At 39.4% G+C, this 21,429-nt stretch carries 21 protein-coding genes and 10 tRNA genes; 14 read left to right on the top strand and 17 right to left on the bottom strand.

What is annotated here, in order from left to right:
• Positions 1 to 6: 6 nt before the first annotated feature.
• From ACJJVZ_RS13795 to lolB, 16 genes are all read right to left on the bottom strand, one after another.
• Positions 7 to 81, bottom strand: a tRNA-Gln gene (locus ACJJVZ_RS13795).
• A gap of 39 nt (positions 82 to 120) precedes the next feature.
• Positions 121 to 205: transfer RNA gene (locus ACJJVZ_RS13790), tRNA-Leu, on the bottom strand.
• Positions 206 to 276: 71 nt separating this feature from the next.
• Positions 277 to 351 (bottom strand) — tRNA-Gln (locus tag ACJJVZ_RS13785).
• 39 nt (positions 352 to 390) lie between these two features.
• Positions 391 to 475, bottom strand: a tRNA-Leu gene (locus ACJJVZ_RS13780).
• Positions 476 to 546: 71 nt separating this feature from the next.
• Positions 547 to 621, bottom strand: a tRNA-Gln gene (locus tag ACJJVZ_RS13775).
• A gap of 39 nt (positions 622 to 660) precedes the next feature.
• Positions 661 to 745, bottom strand: a tRNA-Leu gene (locus ACJJVZ_RS13770).
• A 93-nt stretch (positions 746 to 838) separates the two neighbouring features.
• Positions 839 to 915 (bottom strand) — tRNA-Met (locus ACJJVZ_RS13765).
• Positions 916 to 920: 5 nt separating this feature from the next.
• Positions 921 to 995, bottom strand: a tRNA-Gln gene (locus tag ACJJVZ_RS13760).
• A 39-nt stretch (positions 996 to 1,034) separates the two neighbouring features.
• A tRNA-Leu gene (locus ACJJVZ_RS13755) sits at positions 1,035 to 1,119 on the bottom strand.
• 45 nt (positions 1,120 to 1,164) lie between these two features.
• Positions 1,165 to 1,241 (bottom strand) — tRNA-Met (locus ACJJVZ_RS13750).
• A gap of 716 nt (positions 1,242 to 1,957) precedes the next feature.
• A complete protein-coding gene (gene ychF / locus ACJJVZ_RS13745) occupies positions 1,958 to 3,049 on the bottom strand; it encodes a redox-regulated ATPase YchF (protein ID WP_002958547.1) in 1,092 nt (363 codons plus the stop codon).
• A 53-nt stretch (positions 3,050 to 3,102) separates the two neighbouring features.
• On the bottom strand, positions 3,103 to 3,687 hold the full coding sequence (gene pth, locus ACJJVZ_RS13740; protein WP_405601276.1) for an aminoacyl-tRNA hydrolase: 585 nt from the start codon (positions 3,685 to 3,687) through the stop codon (positions 3,103 to 3,105).
• 19 nt (positions 3,688 to 3,706) lie between these two features.
• The gene (locus ACJJVZ_RS13735; RefSeq protein WP_138584938.1) at positions 3,707 to 4,318 is read right to left on the bottom strand and encodes a 50S ribosomal protein L25/general stress protein Ctc; all 612 of its coding nucleotides are present in this window, start codon (positions 4,316 to 4,318) and stop codon (positions 3,707 to 3,709) included.
• 148 nt (positions 4,319 to 4,466) lie between these two features.
• Positions 4,467 to 5,414 carry a ribose-phosphate pyrophosphokinase gene (locus tag ACJJVZ_RS13730; protein ID WP_077538386.1) on the bottom strand — a complete coding sequence of 316 codons (948 nt, stop codon included), beginning with the start codon at positions 5,412 to 5,414 and terminating at the stop codon, positions 4,467 to 4,469.
• A gap of 88 nt (positions 5,415 to 5,502) precedes the next feature.
• On the bottom strand, positions 5,503 to 6,360 hold the full coding sequence (gene ispE, locus ACJJVZ_RS13725; protein WP_405601272.1) for a 4-(cytidine 5'-diphospho)-2-C-methyl-D-erythritol kinase: 858 nt from the start codon (positions 6,358 to 6,360) through the stop codon (positions 5,503 to 5,505).
• Between the two features lie 2 nt (positions 6,361 to 6,362).
• Complete coding sequence (gene lolB / locus ACJJVZ_RS13720; RefSeq protein WP_405601269.1) at positions 6,363 to 6,950, bottom strand: lipoprotein insertase outer membrane protein LolB; 588 nt, start codon at positions 6,948 to 6,950, stop codon at positions 6,363 to 6,365.
• An 82-nt stretch (positions 6,951 to 7,032) separates the two neighbouring features.
• Here lolB and hemA point away from each other — a divergent pair, with 82 nt between their 5' ends.
• The 12 genes from hemA to rlmM all read left to right on the top strand — a co-directional run bounded on the left by hemA (position 7,033) and on the right by rlmM (position 18,522).
• Entirely contained in the window at positions 7,033 to 8,289 is a 1,257-nt protein-coding gene (hemA, locus tag ACJJVZ_RS13715) for a glutamyl-tRNA reductase (protein ID WP_405601267.1), read from the top strand.
• A gap of 7 nt (positions 8,290 to 8,296) precedes the next feature.
• Positions 8,297 to 9,382, top strand: coding sequence for a peptide chain release factor 1 (prfA, locus tag ACJJVZ_RS13710; protein ID WP_077538380.1), 1,086 nt, complete (start codon positions 8,297 to 8,299; stop codon positions 9,380 to 9,382).
• 2 nt (positions 9,383 to 9,384) lie between these two features.
• On the top strand, positions 9,385 to 10,224 hold the full coding sequence (gene prmC / locus ACJJVZ_RS13705; RefSeq protein WP_405601265.1) for a peptide chain release factor N(5)-glutamine methyltransferase: 840 nt from the start codon (positions 9,385 to 9,387) through the stop codon (positions 10,222 to 10,224).
• Between the two features lie 54 nt (positions 10,225 to 10,278).
• Positions 10,279 to 11,823, top strand: coding sequence for a DUF3369 domain-containing protein (locus ACJJVZ_RS13700; RefSeq protein WP_405601263.1), 1,545 nt, complete (start codon positions 10,279 to 10,281; stop codon positions 11,821 to 11,823).
• 31 nt (positions 11,824 to 11,854) lie between these two features.
• Complete coding sequence (locus tag ACJJVZ_RS13695; protein WP_405601261.1) at positions 11,855 to 12,229, top strand: SirB2 family protein; 375 nt, start codon at positions 11,855 to 11,857, stop codon at positions 12,227 to 12,229.
• 145 nt (positions 12,230 to 12,374) lie between these two features.
• Positions 12,375 to 13,202, top strand: coding sequence for a tetratricopeptide repeat protein (locus ACJJVZ_RS13690; RefSeq protein ID WP_405601259.1), 828 nt, complete (start codon positions 12,375 to 12,377; stop codon positions 13,200 to 13,202).
• A gap of 62 nt (positions 13,203 to 13,264) precedes the next feature.
• On the top strand, positions 13,265 to 14,518 hold the full coding sequence (locus ACJJVZ_RS13685) for a DUF819 domain-containing protein (protein WP_405601257.1): 1,254 nt from the start codon (positions 13,265 to 13,267) through the stop codon (positions 14,516 to 14,518).
• Between the two features lie 9 nt (positions 14,519 to 14,527).
• A complete protein-coding gene (gene kdsA / locus ACJJVZ_RS13680; protein ID WP_138584945.1) occupies positions 14,528 to 15,382 on the top strand; it encodes a 3-deoxy-8-phosphooctulonate synthase in 855 nt (284 codons plus the stop codon).
• Positions 15,383 to 15,505: 123 nt separating this feature from the next.
• Positions 15,506 to 16,402 carry a transcriptional regulator GcvA gene (locus ACJJVZ_RS13675; protein WP_077538372.1) on the top strand — a complete coding sequence of 299 codons (897 nt, stop codon included), beginning with the start codon at positions 15,506 to 15,508 and terminating at the stop codon, positions 16,400 to 16,402.
• A 1-nt stretch (position 16,403) separates the two neighbouring features.
• Entirely contained in the window at positions 16,404 to 17,051 is a 648-nt protein-coding gene (locus tag ACJJVZ_RS13670; protein WP_405601254.1) for an alpha/beta family hydrolase, read from the top strand.
• Positions 17,051 to 17,419 carry a DUF423 domain-containing protein gene (locus ACJJVZ_RS13665; protein WP_405601252.1) on the top strand — a complete coding sequence of 123 codons (369 nt, stop codon included), beginning with the start codon at positions 17,051 to 17,053 and terminating at the stop codon, positions 17,417 to 17,419. Before ACJJVZ_RS13670 ends, ACJJVZ_RS13665 begins: the two co-directional genes overlap by 1 nt.
• 17 nt (positions 17,420 to 17,436) lie before the next feature.
• A complete protein-coding gene (rlmM, locus tag ACJJVZ_RS13660; protein WP_405601250.1) occupies positions 17,437 to 18,522 on the top strand; it encodes a 23S rRNA (cytidine(2498)-2'-O)-methyltransferase RlmM in 1,086 nt (361 codons plus the stop codon).
• Positions 18,523 to 18,568: 46 nt separating this feature from the next.
• Here the strand turns inward: rlmM and cysZ are convergent, their stop codons facing one another.
• On the bottom strand, positions 18,569 to 19,279 hold the full coding sequence (gene cysZ, locus ACJJVZ_RS13655) for a sulfate transporter CysZ (protein ID WP_405601547.1): 711 nt from the start codon (positions 19,277 to 19,279) through the stop codon (positions 18,569 to 18,571).
• Between the two features lie 773 nt (positions 19,280 to 20,052).
• Here cysZ and ACJJVZ_RS13650 point away from each other — a divergent pair.
• Entirely contained in the window at positions 20,053 to 20,670 is a 618-nt protein-coding gene (locus ACJJVZ_RS13650; RefSeq protein ID WP_405601248.1) for a sulfotransferase, read from the top strand.
• Between the two features lie 236 nt (positions 20,671 to 20,906).
• A complete protein-coding gene (locus ACJJVZ_RS13645) occupies positions 20,907 to 21,368 on the top strand; it encodes a GNAT family N-acetyltransferase (protein WP_182701367.1) in 462 nt (153 codons plus the stop codon).
• The last annotated feature ends 61 nt before the right edge of the window (positions 21,369 to 21,429 follow it).

The raw sequence follows: 21,429 nt of genomic DNA, 5'->3' as shown, positions 1-21,429 counted from the left end.
ACAAATTGGCTGGGATACCAGGATTTGAACCTGGGAATGCCAGGATCAAAACCTGGTGCCTTACCGCTTGGCGATATCCCAACTATAAATTTGAATTAATTTTAGTTCTTAATAAGAACATGGTGCGGAAGGAGAGACTTGAACTCTCACAACCTAAGTTACTGGAACCTAAATCCAGCGCGTCTACCAATTCCGCCACTCCCGCATCACTAATTTGCTAATTTTAACTCTAAGCTAGAGTGATTCTTATATCCAACTTTTCTTGGTAGAAGAAGTTGGCTGGGATACCAGGATTTGAACCTGGGAATGCCAGGATCAAAACCTGGTGCCTTACCGCTTGGCGATATCCCAACTAAGAATATTTGATAATTTGAGTTCCTATCAAGAACATGGTGCGGAAAGAGAGACTTGAACTCTCACAACCTAAGTTACTGGAACCTAAATCCAGCGCGTCTACCAATTCCGCCACTCCCGCATTACTAGTCTGCTAATTTAAACTCTAAGCAAGAGTAATTCTTATATCCAACTTTCTTTGGTAGAAGAAGTTGGCTGGGATACCAGGATTTGAACCTGGGAATGCCAGGATCAAAACCTGGTGCCTTACCGCTTGGCGATATCCCAACTAAGAATATTTGATAATTTGAGTTCTTATCAAGAACATGGTGCGGAAGGAGAGACTTGAACTCTCACAACCTAAGTTACTGGAACCTAAATCCAGCGCGTCTACCAATTCCGCCACTCCCGCATATCACTTTGAATTAATCAAAGAAATGGTAGTTATTTTAAACTCTTCATTGAGTGCAATTTAACTCTTGCAGAGCCACTTCTAAAAAAGAAATGGTGGCTAAGACGGGATTTGAACCTGTGACCCCATCATTATGAGTGATGTGCTCTAACCAGCTGAGCTACTTAGCCATTGTTGGCTGGGATACCAGGATTTGAACCTGGGAATGCCAGGATCAAAACCTGGTGCCTTACCGCTTGGCGATATCCCAACAATAACAATTGATAGTTTTAATTCTTATCAAGAATTATGGTGCGGAAGGAGAGACTTGAACTCTCACATCCTAAGATACTGGAACCTAAATCCAGCGCGTCTACCAATTCCGCCACTCCCGCACACAAGGTAGTTATTTTAAACTCTTCATTGAGCAACAAAAAATATGGTGGCTAAGACGGGATTTGAACCTGTGACCCCATCATTATGAGTGATGTGCTCTAACCAGCTGAGCTACTTAGCCATCTTTTTTGTTAGCACTTCATCGCTGAGTGCGGGGCGTATTATGCTGATATGACCCAAATTCGTCAACACCTTTTTTGCAAAAAAACACTTAACTGTGTTTGTTTGCAGGAAAATTAAGCTAACCGGCTAAATTTTAATAAAAATGCTGTTTTTTTAACACCCTTTAAAGTTCAACATCTCGTTTATTCTGAAATTTTTTAATTCAGCCTCATAACCAAAGTAGAGAAATTAGCAACTAGTGCCTTTTAACATTCGAGATGGTTGGTTTTTAATGATTAAAATTTAAACTTGTTTGATCATAATGCGCGTACACTCGTTAAGATGGCTTTGGGCGTGTTTATCTTTGGTGGTTAAATTTGGCTGTAGTGTGTTTGGTTTTATGTAAGACTGTGCCTGTGATGTTTGGCATTAATACGTTATAACGCTTTATAAATGCCAAACATGTGCTGCCCTTTGGAGCACATGATAACGTTATTCAAAATTTCAGCCTAGTTCTAGCGTAATTTTCTTAACGTTAAATAGGCCCATGTATAAGCAGATTGGTATTAAATAGCTCCTATACTTATACAGGTTGGTATAAACACGCTTTTAGGTGCTTTGCTAATGCAGTGGAGGGGGTTATGCTGAGTGGCTGTTGTATTTAGCTGATACAAAAAAGGCTCGTAAACACGAGCCTTTAAAAATTAATTCCCATCTAAATGGGTTTAATTTTATTTATACGTTAAACAAGAAGTTCATTACATCGCCATCTTTAACAATGTACTCTTTACCTTCTTGACGCATCTTACCCGCTTCTTTTGCACCGCTTTCGCCTTTAAAAGCAACAAAGTCGTCAAAAGCAATCGTTTGCGCACGGATAAAGCCACGCTCGAAGTCGGTATGGATTTTACCCGCTGCTTGTGGTGCAGTTGCACCGACAGGGATTGTCCATGCGCGTACTTCTTTTACGCCAGCTGTGAAGTAAGTTTGTAATTGTAGTAATTCATAACCACCACGAATAACAAGGTTAAGACCTGGCTCTTCTAGACCAAGATCAGCCATAAACTCAAGCTTGTCTTCGTCATCTAATTCTGAAAGCTCAGATTCGATAGCGGCACATACAGGAACAACAATCGCATCTTCAGCAGCAGCTATAGCACGAACACGGTCAAGGTATGGGTTATTTTCAAAACCATCTTCAGCAACATTTGCAATATACATTGTTGGTTTGATAGTTAAAAAGTTTATAGAGCTGATTGCTGCTTTTTCTTCTTTAGTTAATGCTAAAGCACGTAAAGTTAAGCCTTCGTCAAGATGCACTTTTACTTTTTCAAGTACAGCATTTTGCTCTTTAGCATCTTTATCGCCACCTTTTGCTTTTTTTGCATTACGGAAAAGGGCTTTTTCAGCGCTATCCATATCAGCAAGTACTAACTCAGTGTTGATTACATCAATATCGTCAGCAGGGTCAATAGTGCCTGCTACGTGGATGATGTTTTCATCTTCAAAACAGCGAACTACGTGGCCAATTGCATCAGTCTCACGAATATTAGCTAAAAACTGATTACCAAGGCCTTCACCTTTGGATGCGCCTTTAACTAAACCGGCAATATCTACAAATTCCATACTCGTGGTAAGAACTCGTTGCGGGTTAACAATTTTAGCAAGTTCGTCTAAGCGAGGATCTGGCACCGGCACCACACCTGTATTAGGTTCAATGGTACAAAAAGGAAAGTTAGCGGCTTCAATACCCGCTTTGGTTAGTGCATTGAAAAGCGTTGATTTACCAACGTTAGGCAAGCCAACGATGCCACATTTAAAACCCATAGTAAGATACCTTGTTTAGAATTCGTTTAAACGGTGTACTTGGACCCAAGTTACTAGGGTTTAAACGAATGTAGTCTGTTTTGTGCTTTTAACACACCATCTTTTGCAAGTATTTCCATGCAACGAACTGCTTCATCAACAGCAGCATCCATTTTTTCTTGGTCTTCTTTGACCGCTTTTCCAAGCACCCAACCAGTTACCATTTCACGATGCCCCGGATGACCTACACCAATGCGCAAGCGCATAAAGTCTTTTTGATTTGCCATTTTTGCAATAATGTCTTTTAAGCCATTATGACCGCCATGCCCACCGCCTTTTTTTAATTTGGCAACGCCTGGGTCTAAATCCAATTCGTCATGAGCAACTAAAATGCTTTCGACAGGGATTTTGAAAAAATTAGCTAAACTACCGACCGCTTTACCACTTAAATTCATGTAAGTAGTGGGGATCAATAATTTGAATTCTTGGCCTTGAATGATCACTTTGCCTGTAAGGCCGTGATATTTAGGATCGTGTTTTAGAGTGCAGTTATAGCGTGCAGCGATTTGCTCGATGAACCAAGCACCTGCATTGTGGCGTGTGTTTGCGTATTCGGGGCCTGGATTAGCCAGGCCCACAAGCATTTGAATAGAATTCAAGGTTGCGAGACCTTAAAAATTATTCTGCTGCTGCAGCGTCGTCTTCAACTGGAGCTGCTTTGTTTGCTTTGATAGTCAGGATAGACTGATCATGGCCTTCGCCTTTAGCTAAATCTACAGAGCTAACGCCTTTAGGGAAAGTAAGATCTGAGATATGAACTGAATCGCCAACAACAAACTTAGAAACATCTACTTCGATGAATTCTGGAAGTGCTTTTGGAAGACACGTAATTTCAACTTCAGTTAACTGGTGAACAACAGTTGCGCCAGCTTTAGTTACAATCTCTTCACCGATGAAGTGTAGAGGAACTTTAGTTTGAAATTTATGAGTAGCATCTACACGTTGGAAATCAAGGTGAGTAAGCTTAGGCTTGAATGGGTGACGTTGAATATCTTTTAAGATTACTTCAACAGCTTCGCCATCTACGTTAAGCGTAAGGATATGCGTGTAAAAACCTTCGTCTTCTTGTGCTTTGATCATATCTTTATGAGCAAAAGTAAGAGATAGGGCTTCTTTATCAGCTCCGTAAAGGATTGCAGGAACTTTGTCTTCGCGACGTAGGCGGCGGCTCGCACCAGTACCAGTTTCTACGCGAAGTTCAGCGTCATAAGTGTAAGTTTTGTTAGACATAATGTCTCCAATAATTATAAGTGTGGGGCCTTTGCGACCAAGGACCCCAGCCAAAAGGCGCGCTATCATACCACTGCGAACTTGTAAAATATACACAGTCCACAAAAAAAGCGCCAAAAGGCGCTTTTATATTCAAAAATGTTTAACTTTAATGTTCAAACATCGCTGAAATAGATTCTTCGTTACTAATACGACGAATAGTCTCTGCTAACATATCTGCTAACGTTAGTACTTTTACTATATCAAGTGCTTTTAGTTCTTCAGATAACGGAATTGAATCAGTTACGATTACTTCATCGATAACCGAATTACGCAAATTTTCAGCCGCTTGACCAGAAAGAATAGGGTGCGTAGCGTAAGCAAATACACGCTTAGCGCCATGTTCTTTAAGTGCTTCAGCAGCTTTACATAACGTACCACCGGTATCAATCATATCATCAACGATAATACAATCACGGCCTTCAACATCACCAATAATATGCATTACTTGTGAAACGTTCGCTTGAGGGCGACGTTTATCAATAATAGCTAAATCAGTGTCGTTTAGAAGTTTTGCAATTGCGCGAGCACGTACAACACCACCAATATCTGGAGATACAACAACAACATCTTCAAAATGACGAGCTTTCATATCTTCAAGCAATACTGGGCTGCCAAATACGTTATCAACAGGTACATCAAAGAAGCCTTGGATTTGTTCAGCATGTAAATCAACCGTAAGAACACGGTCAACGCCTACGCTTGATAAGAAATCGGCAACAACTTTTGCTGTAATTGGTACTCGAGCAGAACGTACACGACGATCTTGACGGGCATAACCAAAATAAGGAATGACGGCAGTAATACGACCTGCAGACGCACGACGTAGGGCATCAACCATAACGATAAGTTCCATAAGGTTATCGTTTGTAGGGGCACAGGTTGATTGCAAGATAAAAACATCCGAGCCACGAACATTTTCATTTATTTGAACACTGATCTCACCGTCGCTAAAACGGCCAACAACAGCATCGCCTAATTCAATATATAAACGTTTTGCAACTTTTTGAGCTAACTCAGGTGTTGCGTTACCAGCGAAGAGCTTCATGTCAGGCACGGTTGGGTTCCTCAGGCACTGAAATTTTGGACTAACGAGCAATGATAAAGATCATTGCGAGTTAACTTATGATTACTTTTACGTTACTTCATTGATCGAATATGGCGGCTAACTCCGTATGAGCAGGGGAAGTATTAACGCTTGATGCGATAAACCCCTGCCAAGTATGGGGGAGATTAGCAAGTACATCTTGTGCTTGAACTTGACTAGCAAATTCAACAAAACAACATGAACCTGTTCCGGTCATCTTCGACGGGGCGTATTTTAGCAACCACTGGAGGGTTTTTTCAACCTCAGGACAGAGCTTTTTAACTAAAGGCTCACAATCGTTGCTCAAAGTTTGGCATTTCCAATCACCTAAAATTTTTGGCGTATCGCGTTTTAAGTCTGGATGCGTGAATATTTTAGCCGTACTTACATGCTGATTTGGATGCACAACACAGTACCATTTCTGTTCAAGTTCTACGTGCTGTAATTTCTCGCCAATGCCGTGTGCTATGGCGCTTTGACCGCGTATAAATACGGGAACATCCGCGCCTAATTGTAGCCCTAAATCAGCTAATTCATCCACACTACTATTTATATTCCAGAGTTTATTAAGTGCTAATAATGTTGTGGCTGCGTCTGATGAACCTCCTCCAACACCGCCTCCCATCGGCAGGCGTTTAATTAAATTTATTTTTACACCTAACTGCGATTTATTCTGCGTTTGTAATAATAAAGCGGCTTTGTAGATAAGATTATCATTTAAAGGTATGTCTTTAGTATCACCCGTTACTAAAATAGTGGGTGTGCTTGTAAGTTCAAAAGACAGTTCATCGCCAAAGTTCAAAAAGGTAAATAGTGTTTCAAGCTCATGATAGCCATCAGCACGACGACCATTAATGTGTAAAAATAAATTGAGCTTTGCAGGTGCAATAACTGAAAAAGAAGTTGTTCTAACCATGTTTAATTAAATCGCCAATCGTAGAGTTGAATTTTAATTTTAATCTGTTGATGCTTTAACGTCAGTTTGGTTGGTAGCCAATAGCCTTCACTTTGTATGTAGCTACTGTAATCTATTTGCCATTTTTTTCCGTTGTTATCAAACCACAGTACTTGCTTTGCCCGACCAAGTTGATCAACGACTAAGCTTTGATCGTCAATGGTGCCTTTTAGCCAACTGCCGGCATTATTTACGGGCAGTGTAAAACCTGTTAACCGCTTAAGAAGTCGTGCAGCATCCGTATCGAAATACTTTTTGTCATCAAACTCAAGTTCAGCCATTTTACTTGTTTGCTTAAGCTGCAAAATACGTGTACCAATAAATGATGTGAGCACTAAATCATTATTATTTTCCCTTTGCTGCCAATTTAAGTTTGCAGATTGGCGTTCATCGGGGCTTATAAACGCAAGTTTACCTTCTACATGCCAAGTTTTTTGATTCACAAGGCGAGGCTTCCAATCATCATAAAGCACTGTTTTAGATGCGATTTGTTGAGCGCAGCCGCCTAAAAATAAAAAAGTTATAGCTAAAATAAAATATTGTCGAGTCAAATGTTGTTCCTTACTTTCCATATTCCGCTGATTTTTGGTAAAATTGCCGTCCTAAAGTAGGGCTCAGCAATATTTGGCAAATATGACCATAATAGCACTAGGTATAAATCACAAAACCGCTTCCGTAGAACTACGTGAAAAAGTAGCTTTTTCGCCTGAGCAAATTTCAGAGGCGTTACAACAATTAAGCGGTCATGCTGACTTTAATGAAGCGGTTATTGTCTCTACGTGCAATAGAACCGAAATCTATTGTAGCCTTGCACAGCAAAATTCCCAAATACTGTTGACTTGGCTTGCCAGTTTCCATGGTTTAGATGAACATGAACTGAGTAGTAATATATATTGTCACGAAGACAATGACGCAATAAATCATCTGATGCGTGTCGCGTGTGGCTTAGATTCATTAGTCCTAGGCGAACCGCAAATTCTTGGGCAAATAAAGCAAGCTTATTATAGTGCTAAAACCCACGACGCTGTAGGTGTTACGTTTGATCGCTTATTTCAAAAAACATTTTCGGTAGCTAAAGAAGTTCGCACAGAAACAAATATAGGCGCCAGTGCCGTGTCTGTTGCATTTGCAGCTGTTAATTTAGCAAAGCATATTTATGGCAAACTTGATAAAACAAATGTGCTATTGATAGGCGCGGGTGAAACCATAGAGCTTGTTGCTAAACATTTATATCAAAATGAGCCACAAAAAATTACAGTAGCAAACAGAACAATAGAGCGAGCACGCAATTTAGCTGATGAAGTGTCGGCTGATGTTATTGCATTGGCGCAGTTACCAGAGCGTTTACATAAAGCGGATATAATTATAAGTTCTACTGCAAGTACACTTCCTATTGTAGGAAAAGGCGTGGTAGAGCAGGCGCTTAAACAGCGCCGCAATAAACCTATGTTGTTTATTGATATTGCTGTGCCGCGCGATATAGAAAGCCAAGTTGGTGAACTCGATGCGGCTTATCTATATTCAGTTGATGACTTGCAAACGATTGTCAGCGAAAATATGGCTGCGCGCGAGCAAGCAGCACAGCAAGCGCAAATTATTATTACCGAACGCACTAAAGAGTTTTTAATGTGGTTGCGTTCACTCGATTCAGTGGGGTTAATTCGTCATTATCGAAACGATGTTCAAACAATAAAGTCGGAATTAGTAGAAAGAGCTGTTAGCCAACTTTCTAGTGGTAAAGATGCAGAAAAAGTAATTTTAGAGTTGGCCAATAAATTAACCAATCGCTTAATGCACGCGCCTACCCGTGCTATTCAAGATGCAGCGAAAAAAGGTGAAGTGGCTCAATTAAATCAGTTGAAAAAAATGTTAGGTATTGACCAGGAATAACCGTTAAATGAAAGAGTCTGTTTACAACAAATTAGAAACCTTAGTTGAGCGTTATGAAGAAGTACAAGCGCTACTAAGCGATCCGTCGGTCATTAGTGATCAAAATCGTTTTCGTGGGCTTTCAAAAGAATATTCTGAGCTTGAAGAAATCGTAAAAACGTTTTTAACTTATAAAGAAACGCAAGACGATTTAGCCAGTGCAGAAGAAATGCTTAAAGATTCTGACCCTGATATGCGTGAAATGGCGCAAGAAGAATATAAAGAAGCTAAAGCACAAATCCTGGTAATTGAAGATCAAATTCAAGTATTAATGCTGCCAAAAGATCCGCGAGATAACAACAATGTGTTTGTTGAAGTACGTGCTGGAACGGGCGGTGATGAAGCGGCTATTTTTGCTGGTGACTTATTTCGTATGTACAGCCGTTATGCAGAAACTAAAAAATGGAAAGTAGAAGTTGTGAGCACCAATGAAGGTGAGCACGGTGGTTACAAAGAAGTTATAGCGAATATCAGTGGCGAAGGCGTTTACGGTCAATTAAAGTTTGAGTCAGGTGTACACCGCGTACAACGCGTTCCTGAAACTGAATCTCAGGGCCGTGTTCATACTTCTGCGTGTACAGTTGCGGTAATGGCTGAAGTACCGGAGGCCGAAGCGATTCAAATTAATACTGCTGATTTAAAAGTAGATACATTTCGTGCATCAGGCGCAGGTGGCCAGCACGTTAATAAAACAGATTCTGCTATTCGACTTACGCATATACCAACAGGGGTTGTGGTTGAGTGTCAGGACCAACGTTCGCAGCATAAAAACCGTGCTAAAGCGATGTCTGTACTTGCAGCTCGACTGCAGCAAGCTGAAGATGAAAAGCGTCATGCGGCAGAAGCATCTGAACGTCGTGACTTAGTAGGGAGTGGCGATCGTTCTGAACGAATCCGTACTTATAACTATCCGCAAGGTCGTATTACTGATCACCGTATTAACTTAACACTTTATCGTTTAAACGAAGTGGTAGCCGGTGATTTAAGCGCGATTATTGACCCGTTAATGCAAGAGCATCAGGCTGATTTACTTGCCGCGATGGGCGACGAGTAATTGTGAGCCAAACCCTCGAACAAGCTATTGCTGCAGGGGCTGAATTATTAGCCGCTAGCAGCGAAAGCGCCAAATTAGACGCACAAGTTTTACTGCTTCATATTCTTCAAAAACCTCACAGTTACCTTTTCACTTGGCCAGAGCATGCGCTTAATGCTGAACAACAACAGCAATTTAATACATTTTGCCAACGACGTTTAAACGGTGAACCTGTTGCACATATTACGGGGCAACGTGAATTTTGGAGCTTGTCGCTTGAAGTTAACGCAACAACTTTAATACCTCGACCTGATACCGAAACGTTAGTAGAACAAGCACTTGAAGTGGCTGTACCTGCTACAGCTAAAGTGCTTGATTTAGGCACTGGCACGGGGGCAATCGCACTGGCGCTTGGCAGTGAAATGCCTAACTGGAATATTATTGCAGTAGATAGAGTGAATGAAGCGGTAGTATTGGCTAAGCGCAACCAACAGCGTTTGGCGATCAATAATGTAAACGTTAAACAAAGTAATTGGTTTAGTGCGCTGGAAAATGAAAAATTTAACCTAATTGTCACTAATCCTCCTTATATTGAGAGTGATGATATACATTTAAATCAAGGTGATGTTCGCTTTGAGCCGCTTTCAGCTTTGGTTGCTGATGATTCGGGAATGTCTGATATAAAACAAATAATTATACAATCACGTGACTATTTACTATCTAATGGCTATCTTTTAATAGAGCACGGTTTTGATCAAGGTAAAGCTGTTCGTGATTTTTTTAAACAAATGGCGTTTATTAATATTAAAACAGTTAAAGATCTTGGTGATAATGACCGTGTAACACTCGCACAGTGGACTTGAAAAATAACAATTGCCTGCTTGTGTGTTAAATAATGCCATGAAGGAATTTTTATTATGATGGGTGATTTTTTGTTTTCGGACGAGCCAGAAGAATCAGTTAGTGAGATTGAGCAAGGCACCTGGAAAGTATTAATCGTTGATGACGAGCCTGAAGTTCATGCTGTTACAAAGTTAGCATTGAGTGATTTTGAGTTTCAGAATAAGCGCTTAGAATTTATAAGTGCTTATTCTGGTGCTGAAGCAAAACAACTAATAGACAAACATACAGATGCAGCGATTGTATTGCTCGATGTTGTCATGGAAACGGATGATGCGGGCTTACAGGTCGCTAAGTATATCCGTGAAATAGCACAAAACAACCATATCCGTATTATATTAAGAACAGGCCAGCCAGGGCAAGCGCCCGAGAGGCAAGTAATTGTTAATTACGATATTAATGATTACAAATCGAAAACAGAATTAACCGCGCAAAAGCTATTTACTGTTATTATGTCAAGCCTTCGCTCTTATCGCGATATCATAACCATAGAGCAATCGCGAGAAGGGCTAGAAAAAATAATAAAAGCATCAAGAGATATATTTTCGGCGCATTCAATAGAGAGCTTTATTGAAGGTGTGATGCAACAGCTCGTTTCTCTCTTAGGTATCGCCGAACAAGCTATGTACGCGACCACATTAGTAGCCAAAAATCCAGAGGAAAGAAATAATAAAAAACTAATTGTGTGTTCTGGCACGGGGGATTTTGAGAAAAGTGAAGGTAAAGAGTTAGAGCAGGTACTAGAAGAAGGCCAATTAATGGCTTGTGAACAAGCGCTAATTAATAAGTCGATTATATACAAAGATAATTATCTTTTTGCATACTGTACGAGTGAATATAATCATAAATCAATGCTGTTTATATCAGGCATACCGAAAAATTTAACAGAGACGCAGCGCCATTTAATTGAAATTTTTTCGCAAAATGTGCAATTAGCATTTGAAAATGTACAGTTACAATCTGAAATTGAAGCGACGCAGCAAGAGCTTGTTTTTAGATTAAGTGAAGCCGTTGAGCAGCGCTCAAGTGAGACAGGTAATCATGTTAAGCGTGTTGCACATATTTGCCATATTTTAGCAACAGGTTATGGTTTATCTAAGCATAATGCGGAGTTGATCCGCTTAGCATCACCATTGCACGATGTCGGTAAAGTCGGTATTCCTGATGCAGTGTTGAACAAACCTGCCAAATTAGATGCCCAAGAATGGGAGGTGATGAAAACCCATACAGAAAAAGGGTATATTATTTTAAAAGATTCACCACATGAAATAGTGAATGCCGGTGCGGTTATAGCTAAAGAACACCATGAAAAGTGGGATGGTTCAGGTTATCCTCAAGGTTTGAAAGGTGAAAATATTAATATATTTGGCCGCATTGTTGCATTAGCAGATGTATACGATGCACTTCGCCACAAACGTTGTTATAAAGAGTCTTGGACATTACAAAATGTAATCGATGAAATAAATGAGCAAAAGGGCAAGCATTTTGAGCCTAAGCTTGTTGACATCTTTAACGACAAAATTAATGAGTTGGAAGCGGTTCTTATCCGTTTTCCCGATTAAAGTATTTTTTAAAACAGAAGTTTAGAGGCATATGGATTATTTAGCAGTAAAACACTCACACATGGCAATTGCATTATTAAGTGTGATTTTATTTTATGTTCGTTCTTTTTCGAGAATGGGAAGTGGTAAAATAGCAAAGAACAAACTGGTATTTATTGGTAGCCACAGTACAGACACCTTGCTACTAATTTCTGCATTGGCACTAGTATATGTGGCAAAAATCAACCCGCTTGAGCAATTATGGCTTTTAGAAAAGATAGTATTAGTAGTGGCTTATATTTTTATTGGCATTAAAAGTTCTAAACAAACGCAAGTGCAAGCAAAAATTATTTACACAATTATTAATACGTTAGTTATTTTAGCTATAGGCTATTTTGCGACGTCTAAATCCGCTTTATTATTTTAACGATTTAATAATTAGGGCTTTATACTTGTTTTGTAAAGCCCTCGTTGCAGCTCCCCCCTTAAATAATCAACACATTACTATATTGGTATCTAACTTTAAAATTAGGTAAACTACGTCTTCGTTTTCTAGAAATGTTGTAGTATTGATGACCACCCTCGGGTTTGATGAACACGATGAATCATATATTGATGATGCTTATGACGAATTTACGCCAGCGGCCATCTATCGTTGTATAAAAGCGGAATCTAAATGGGATCCTCAGATAGATTTAACAGCAAGTTTCAAAACCTTAACTGACTTTGAGCAGAAAATTGATGCGTTTTGTTTAAAATTAAGAGACGAGCACGAACGCTTAGATAAATTGCTTGATACTTTTTATAGCAATTGGCTATTCAGTGCTTCTAGCTTGAAAGTACCTGAGTATAAATTAAATAGTTTAAGTTACGCACTAACGATGCGAAGTGGTTCTCCAACAACGTTAGCTATTTTGCTTTGCCATTTTTTACAACACGCTAAACTTGATGCGAGCATCAGCTTGAACCAAGGTGAACTAGGTGTTCATGTTGCCATCAGTGATGAAGAAGGTTACATAATAGAGCCAAGTAGTGGGCAACAAAGCTGGTATATAATCCCTGAAAATGCAGATGAGGATGATGGTCAAGAGCAAGAACCCCTAGAACTCATTTTTGATGATGAGGTATATAAGTTGTTTTTAGCGCAGCAAAAATGGTCGTTTATTAGTGAAAATAAATTTGGTCACGCTTTAGCCTGTGTAGAAATGCTAATGGAATTAATAGGTGATGACCCTTATGAAAGACGCGACAGAGGCTATTTATTAAATCAATTAGATTGCCCTAAAATGGCACGCGCAGATTTACAGTTTTTTATTGATGAGTGCCCAGACGATCCCGCTATTGAGATCATTCAATATCAAATAGAAGAACTAGAAGATAATAATAAAACTCACCATTGAGATGTGTTGACCTTTCAAAATTGATGTTGAAAGATTTATACATCTACAGAATAGGAATAGTTATGGTTGAAGCTCAAAGCGCATTAATCACCAATGATGCCGTTGTACTTGGTTTACTTGCTGCTATTTTAGGGTTTATTTTTAAAACCTCGAGCAGCGAACGCCCAGCCCTAAAAACCTTTTATAAATACGTACCCGCTTTATTACTTTGTTACTTTTTACCATCATTGCTCAATACATTCGGTATTGTTGATGGCAATAAGTCGAATGTTTATTATGTAGCTTCGCGCTATTTACTGCCGGCCTGTTTAATACTTCTTACCATTAGCATTGATTTAAAAGCCATACTTAATTTAGGCCCTAAAGCACTTATTATGTTTCTAGTCGGTACCTTGGGTATCGTTATAGGTGGGCCTCTAGCTATTTTAGTCGTCAGTGCTGTTGATCCGAGTATTGTTGGTGGCCACGGTCCTGATGCTGTTTGGCGCGGTATGACAACGGTTGCTGGTAGCTGGATTGGTGGTGGTGCAAACCAAGCTTCTATGAAAGAGATGTTTGAAGTCGGGGGAGATATCTTTTCTGTTATGGTGACGGTTGATATTATCGTGGCAAATATTTGGATGGCTGTTTTATTATTAATGGCAGCAAATCATAAAAAAATTGATGCCGCAATTGGTGCAGATACCAGCGCAATTGAAGGTTTAAAACGTCGGATAGAAGCGTACCATGCAGAACATGCTCGTATACCAACACTTAATGATTATATGGTGTTGCTTGCTATTGCATTTGGTATTACTGGTTTTGCGCATTTTTGCGCTGACTTTCTTGGACCTTATTTTGGTAGCACCTATGAATGGGCAAAAGAATACAGCTTAAACAGTAAGTTCTTTTGGTTAATAGTTATATCAACGACAATTGGTATTAGTTTATCGTTTACTAAAGTGAGGCAAATAGAAGCGTTTGGCGCTTCAAAAGTGGCCTCTAGCTTTTTATATATTTTAGTTGCTGCGATTGGTTTGCATATGAATGTAACCGCCATTTTTGATAATCCTGGCTTGTTTTTAGTAGGGGCTATTTGGATGCTGGTGCACGCAAGCTTAATGTTATTAGTTGCTAAACTAATTAAAGCACCATTATTTTATATGGCAGTGGGCTCACAAGCTAATGTGGGCGGAGCCGCTTCAGCGCCTATTGTTGCATCAGCATTTCATCCGTCGCTTGCACCAGTGGGTGTATTATTAGCCGTACTTGGTTATGGCGTGGGTACGTATATGGCTTATTTTTGTGGATTAATGATGCAAGCAGTTGCACCATAAGGAATTAAAATGAAAGACCAAATTATTAAAATCAATGAAATAGAATTAGCAAACAACAAACCATTTGTGTTGTTTGGCGGTATTAACGTATTAGAATCTCGTGATTTAGCTATGCGTGTTGCAGAACATTACGTCGAAGTAACCACTAAATTAAATATTCCTTATGTATTTAAAGCCTCGTTTGATAAAGCTAATCGCTCTTCAATTAATTCGTACCGTGGACCGGGTATGGAAGAAGGTTTAAAAATATTTGAAGAGATTAAAAAAACCTTCAATATTCCACTTATTACCGATGTACATGAACCACATCAAGCCGCACCTGTTGCTGAAGTAGTTGATGTGATTCAGTTACCTGCATTTTTAGCGCGCCAAACAGATTTAGTGGTTGCGATGGCAAAAACGGGTGCAATTATTAACGTGAAAAAACCACAGTTTTTAGCGCCGCACGAAATGCGTCATATCATTACTAAATTTAATGAGGCGGGTAACAATAACATCGCGCTTTGTGAGCGTGGTTCGAGCTTTGGTTACAATAACCTGGTAGTTGATATGCTAGGCATGGATGACATGAAAGCTATGGCGCCTGTCATTTTTGATGCTACACATGCATTACAACGCCCTGGTGGTCGTACAGATTCGGCTGATGGGCGTCGTGCACAAGCTGCAGAGCTTGCACGCAGTGGTATGGCATTAGGGATTGCTGGTTTATTTATAGAAGCGCACCCTAACCCTAACGAAGCTAAATGTGATGGTCCTTGTGCGCTAGCGCTTAGCAAGTTAGAAGGTTATCTATCGCAAATGAAGGCGGTTGACGATTTAATTAAAAGTTTTGCACCACTTGATACAAGCGCAAACGACTTATAATTCTATGTTCGGGTTATATTTAAAAGCGACTTAGGTCGCTTTTTTTACACCTTAAATATACTCTTTCTCAGCATAGGTATATAATTCACCGCATAAGAAAAACTAATTCTAAGCTTGGTTATCATGTCAAGACGGGTACCTCCATTAAACGCACTAAAAGCTTTTGAAGCGGCAGCGCGTCATTTAAGTTTTACAAAAGCGGCGGAAGAGCTTTATGTAACGCAAGCGGCTGTCAGTCATCAAATAAAAACACTTGAAGAACATTTAGGATTAAAGCTGTTTTTACGTAAAAATCGCTCGTTATTATTAACCGAAGAGGGGCAAGGTTACTTCCTCGATATTAAAGAGATTTTTACACAGCTTATTGATGCAACTGAAAAGTTATTAGCCCGAGGGGCTAAGGGATCATTAACGGTAAGTTTAACTCCAAGTTTTGCAATTCAATGGCTGGTGCCACGCTTAAGTTTATTTAATGAGTTACATCCCGAGATTGACGTACGGATCAAAGCACAAGACCAAGACGAAAACTCATTAACAGATGATGTTGATGTGGCGATTTATTATGGTCGCGGTCATTGGAGCGGTGTACAAACGTATAAGTTGCATACTGAATATTTAGTCCCTTTGTGCAGCCCGATGTTGTTGAGCGGTCCAAAGCCGCTTGATCAGCCTAGCGATTTAGCACAACACACTTTATTGCACGATACCACACGTAAAAATTGGAAAACGTGGATGAAAACGGCCGGTGTGCGCAACGTTCAAGTTAACCAAGGACCTATTTTTAGTCACTCTTCTATGGTGTTGCAAGCTGCTGTGCACGGGCAAGGAGTTGCAATTGGTAACAGTGTGTTAGCTAAACCTGACATTGACGCGGGGCGCTTAGTGATCCCATTTAATCATAGTCTTGAAAGTAAAAACGCCTATTATTTAGTCCTTAGAGAATCACAAACAGAGCTGGGTAAAATAGTATCCTTTAAAGAGTGGATGTTGAGCTTAGTAGAGCAAGAGCAAGAATATTAATATGATTGAATGGTTTAAAAGTTCTAAGCAGACTGCTTTTGCACAATTTATATTTGCCCATGGTGCAGGTGCAGGCAGTGACTCTGACTTTATGCAGCAAATGGCAAAATTAATCAGTGATCAGGGCGTTGATGTTGGCTTGTTTGATTTTGAATATATGCAAATAGCCAAACAAACGAATAAGCGCAGGCCGCCTGAGCGAGCACCCAAATTACTCAGTTATTACGAGCAAATACTTAACCACATCCAGCCAAACGTTCCGTTATTTATTGGAGGCAAGTCTATGGGGGGGCGAATGGCATCCATGCTTGCGTGTACGACAGAGCACAAAGTTTTAGGTGTACTTGCGTTTGGCTACCCGTTTCATCCTCCAGGTAAGCCTGAAAAGCTTCGCACTGATCACTTTGCGGATGTTGTTTGTCCATTTTTAGTACTGCAAGGCGAGCGAGATACATTTGGTACCCGCGAGGAGCTTGCAACGATGGCTATGCCTATGCAGCCTCAATATATATGGTTAACTGACGGCGATCACTCACTTAAACCTCGTAAAAAAAGTGGTATTACTGAGTTACAAAATAGAGAAACTGCCGCCTTGGGCGCAGTTGAGTTTATTAAAAACAATTTGGATTCAAATTTAGAGAGTAATTAATGGTTAAGTTATTTTTGATGGCGGGCAGTCTTTTTTGTATGTTTTCGGTCATGTTAGGTGCATTTGCGGCTCATGGTTTAAAAAGTCGTTTATCGGAGTATTCGTTGGGAGTATTTAAAACCGCCGCTGAGTATCAAATGGTGCATGGACTTGCGCTTATTGCGGTTGCCATTTTAATTAAGTGGGGCATAAATCTGAGCTGGGCTGGTGGTTTTTTTATAACAGGCACACTACTTTTTAGTGGCAGTTTATATTTACTTGCTCTAACGGAGATGAAATGGCTAGGGCCAATAACACCAATTGGTGGGTTGTGCTTTATTATTGGCTGGGTTGTTATTTTAGTGCAAGTTGCACGATTTAAGTTTTAAAGAGTTTAAGGGTTAATATGTCTAGTGTTGTGATTTACTGTCGTAGTGGTTTTGAAAACGATGCCGCTGCTGAAATAACATTTCACGCTGCCGAGCAAGGGTTTGCAGGTTATGTAAAAGCAAAACCAAATACAGGTTACGTTGTTTATGAATGCTTTGAAGCGCATCACAGCGACGAAATAATCAAAAAAGTCGATTTTAAAAATATGGTGTTTGCACGCCAATGGTTTGCCGGTACATTACTAGAAAATATGCCAGTAGAGGATCGTGTAGGCGCGGTAGTTGAAGCTGCAAAAGAGTTTACACTGTGCTCTGAGTTACGCGTTGAAACACCTGATACAAACGAAGGTAAAGAGCTTTTAACGTTTTGTAAAAAAATATCAACCCCGCTAAAAAAAGCGCTTGAAAAACAAAACACAGTATTGCGTGAACCCAAAGCAAACCGTCCAGTAATGCATGTTATGTTTTTAACAAATAACACGGCTTACGTGGGTTACTCTTATAGCTTTAATAATTCTCCATTTTTTATGGGGATTTTACGTTTACGTATGCCAAGTGATGCACCAAGTCGTTCAACGTTAAAGCTAGATGAAGCATTTAATGTGTTTATTCCTGAACAACAACGCGAGTCACGCGTGGCAGCGGGTATGCGCAGCGTTGATTTAGGTGCATGCCCAGGTGGTTGGACTTATCAGCTTGTACGTCGGGGCATGTTTGTAAGCGCGATTGATAATGGCCCAATGAACGATGATTTAATGGAAACAGGGCAAGTTAAGCACTTTAGAGCTGATGGCTTTAAATATCGCCCAGAAAAAAGAAACACCACGTGGTTAGTCTGTGACATGGTAGAAAAACCAACTAAGGTGACCACGTTAATGATTGACTGGGCCGTGAACGCCTATGCAAAAGAGTTTATATTTAACTTAAAGTTACCGATGAAAAAACGCTTTGATAGTGTTTACGAATGTCTCTCAATGATCCGAAAAGAACTTGAAAAACAGGGTATTAATTATGAGTTGCAAGCTAAGCATTTGTATCATGATCGTGAGGAAATAACGGTTCATTTAAACGTTATTAAGGTGCCACAAAATCTATACAGCTAAGCTTTATTAGCAATAAAAATGGGTCACTTGACCCATTTTTATAGATTTAATTACGATATTTAGACCTGTAATTATCAACCCATAAGCGAGTTGCGCCGCATACTGCTACCGGCATTACGATTAAATTTATAAATGGTATGGTTGTTAATAACATAACGGCAAAGCCAAACCCATACGACAAACCTTGTTTGCTTTTTAAATCATCTTTCATGTGTTTAAAGCTAACTTTATGGTTATCGAATGCATAGTCTTCATATTGCACAGCGAACATCCAGCAGGTAAATAGTATCCACAGTACTTGCCCAATAACAGGTAATATCCACAGTAATATAAAAAAGCCAATTGCGCGTGGTAGGTAATAGCACAACTTTGTCCATTCACGGGCAAGCATACGAGGTACGTCTTTAACTAAATCGGAAAAACCATCATCATTAATTTTTTGACCTGTTAAATAAAGCTCCACTTTTTCGCTCAATAAAGCGTTAAAGGGGGCTGCAATAAAGTTGGTGATCACCGTAAATAGCATGCTGTAGCTAAATAAAACGATTAATATAGCAATAGGCCACATTAACCATTCAAGCCAACTTAACCACTCAGGAAGCATATTATTAATGTAACTGAAGCTGTCGCTTAGCCATCCAAATAAAAAAAACAGCGAGCTACCAAAAAGTAAAATATTAATTAACAGCGGGATCAAAACAAAGCGCTTTAATCCTTTTTGACTAATTAATTTAAAACCTGAAAAAAAATATTCCATACCTTGTGTGATCTGCACAGCAACCTCAAAAATGTTTACTACTGAGGCTAGTATAAGTAGCTGAGCTTTTTTGAACAGTATTTTTAAGTAACAAAGTGTTTAATTTTACGTATTAAGATACAAAGTAATAAAGTTAAATAACCTGAATTCTGGCTGCTTCATTAATACTTAACCTGAACTCTGGATAATAAATCTATCTCGAGCAGCTATTATAAGCGCTAACTGCGTTGAATTTACTTGCAATAGGCTAGCTATTGACGCGTTAATTCGCCTTGTTTTCACTGAGAATCTCTAGGGTCTGTTGATCTTTGCGGATTGAAATTTGTTCAAACTAGGGGCTATTTAATCGCGGCGCGAGGTTTGCAACCTAGTGGGCTCGGTAACTGCTCCTGCGTTACTCTAATGGCTTACATCCCTGTAAGAATAAGTAAAAACCGAGCAACAAAGAGTAAATAGCCCCTAGGAAGAACCCTTTGGGCAGCGCCTGTTTGGCATTGATGCTGCGTTATCGCCTATTTATGGGGAATAACCACACTACATAGGCGCTGCCTTGCCTAAATACCAAACAGACTGCTGCAAATTTAACCTTGAAAGATCAACAGACCCTAGCTTGAGAAAAATAAATTTAAATATCATTATGGTTCAATATGTTAGTAAATCTCTTAACTAGAGTTCAGGCTACTTATCAATTTACAACAATCGTTGTTAATTTATTTATGGTCGTATGGCAAACATGTAATAATACGTTGCTGTTTTAAAACGAGTAACGTTTGATGTCTAAAATATTTATCATTGGTTTGCCAAGAACCGGTACTACCAGTATTAGTGTAGCCTTGTTAGAAATGGGGTTGTTAGTAGCGCACACCGCGTTTACCAAAAAAGCATTCGAGATGGCAGATGCTGTATCAGATGCGCCTTGTTTCAGTGATTATATGCATTTAGATACGTTATTTCCTGGCGCAAAATTTATTTATCTAAGTCGAGATGTAGATAAATGGGTACCTTCAATCACCATGCTACTTCAGAAAATGGCACCGCATTTGGAGCCAAAAACAGGTAAATTTAATCCTATTCTCAAACGTAGTTTTCATTCTTTATTTCCGGCAACATTGCCTTTAACCCACAATGCCTTAGCTGAGTGTTATTTAAACCACGAACGTGCTGTTTTCACGTACTTTAAAGACCGTAATAATTTTTTAGCCATTGACGTTAGTGAACCTAATAGTTTACTCAAATTAAAACAATTTTTAGGTAAAACAGTAGAAGGAGACACTGATTTTCCTAAATTAAATGTTGGTCGCCAAGTTGCGAATTGGAAGGAGTATAAACATCCAAATAAAATTAACTCTAATTTGGCCGGCGCAGAGCATAGAAAATACTTTGATTACTAGGGGCTGTTGACCTTTGTGGATTACAATTCGTTTTATTTAGAGGCGACTAAATACTCTTTAATTTAATTCTATTGTTATAGGCATTATAAATTAATAGTCAGCAGGCCATCTCTCTATGTCGAAGTAATCTTAAGTAAATATTCAAATCAATGATAAATAAACTAAACAAGGTTGTTCATTTATTACAATTCGGTATAGTTTGCTAACATATTTTTAAAAAAATTGAGATTTTCTCTATGCAGTTAGTCGATTTAAACCCAAATGACCAGGATGTGATTAATGTTTTTTCTGATATCGACCGACTTATAAATTCTTTGTACCCTGTGGCAACAGCACAATCGCTTACCGTTGGTGAACTCAATGATGCAAATGTTTATGCTATTGGATTAAAGAATGAAGATGGAATTATTGCATGTGGGGCCATTGTTAAGCAGTTTGATGAAGTTGCTTACGGTGAGATCCGACGACTTTACGTAAACCCTAGCTACCGTGGGCGAGGATTGTCTCGCCGAATTATGCAGATTTTGTTGCACCATGCGGGCGAAGAACAAATTCCGCTGATAAGGTTAGAGACTGGACCTAAACAAATTAAGTCAATAAAGTTATACGAAAACCTTGGTTTTAAGCAATGTAGCAGTTTTGGAGCTTATCAAGACAACCCACAAAGCGTATTTATGGAGCTAGGACTGAGTCAATAAGCGCTGAACGTATTTTTCTGTATTAAATTTACCTCATCTTGTTAAATTGTATCACGTACCC

Origin of the sequence: Pseudoalteromonas sp. Ld19 (genome assembly GCF_045064135.1) — a bacterium.
Classification (GTDB): domain Bacteria; phylum Pseudomonadota; class Gammaproteobacteria; order Enterobacterales; family Alteromonadaceae; genus Pseudoalteromonas; species Pseudoalteromonas aliena.
Note: the sequence above shows the minus strand (reverse complement) of the source record. Positions and strands in the feature narration are given on the sequence as shown.

Bases quoted from the DNA above. Each gene is read 5' to 3' on its own strand.
- prfA (WP_077538380.1), top strand. From the start codon at position 8,297: ATGAAAGAGTCTGTTTACAACAAATTAGAAACCTTAGTTGAGCGTTAT.
- ACJJVZ_RS13700 (WP_405601263.1), top strand. From the start codon at position 10,279: ATGATGGGTGATTTTTTGTTTTCGGACGAGCCAGAAGAATCAGTTAGT.
- ACJJVZ_RS13690 (WP_405601259.1), top strand. From the start codon at position 12,375: ATGACCACCCTCGGGTTTGATGAACACGATGAATCATATATTGATGAT.
- ispE (WP_405601272.1), bottom strand. From the start codon at position 6,360: ATGGTTAGAACAACTTCTTTTTCAGTTATTGCACCTGCAAAGCTCAAT.
- rlmM (WP_405601250.1), top strand. From the start codon at position 17,437: ATGTCTAGTGTTGTGATTTACTGTCGTAGTGGTTTTGAAAACGATGCC.
- ychF (WP_002958547.1), bottom strand. From the start codon at position 3,049: ATGGGTTTTAAATGTGGCATCGTTGGCTTGCCTAACGTTGGTAAATCA.
- ACJJVZ_RS13670 (WP_405601254.1), top strand. From the start codon at position 16,404: ATGATTGAATGGTTTAAAAGTTCTAAGCAGACTGCTTTTGCACAATTT.
- ACJJVZ_RS13735 (WP_138584938.1), bottom strand. From the start codon at position 4,318: ATGTCTAACAAAACTTACACTTATGACGCTGAACTTCGCGTAGAAACT.
- ACJJVZ_RS13685 (WP_405601257.1), top strand. From the start codon at position 13,265: ATGGTTGAAGCTCAAAGCGCATTAATCACCAATGATGCCGTTGTACTT.
- cysZ (WP_405601547.1), bottom strand. From the start codon at position 19,279: ATGGAATATTTTTTTTCAGGTTTTAAATTAATTAGTCAAAAAGGATTA.
- ACJJVZ_RS13650 (WP_405601248.1), top strand. From the start codon at position 20,053: ATGTCTAAAATATTTATCATTGGTTTGCCAAGAACCGGTACTACCAGT.
- hemA (WP_405601267.1), top strand. From the start codon at position 7,033: ATGACCATAATAGCACTAGGTATAAATCACAAAACCGCTTCCGTAGAA.
- ACJJVZ_RS13665 (WP_405601252.1), top strand. From the start codon at position 17,051: ATGGTTAAGTTATTTTTGATGGCGGGCAGTCTTTTTTGTATGTTTTCG.
- ACJJVZ_RS13695 (WP_405601261.1), top strand. From the start codon at position 11,855: ATGGATTATTTAGCAGTAAAACACTCACACATGGCAATTGCATTATTA.
- ACJJVZ_RS13675 (WP_077538372.1), top strand. From the start codon at position 15,506: ATGTCAAGACGGGTACCTCCATTAAACGCACTAAAAGCTTTTGAAGCG.
- kdsA (WP_138584945.1), top strand. From the start codon at position 14,528: ATGAAAGACCAAATTATTAAAATCAATGAAATAGAATTAGCAAACAAC.
- ACJJVZ_RS13645 (WP_182701367.1), top strand. From the start codon at position 20,907: ATGCAGTTAGTCGATTTAAACCCAAATGACCAGGATGTGATTAATGTT.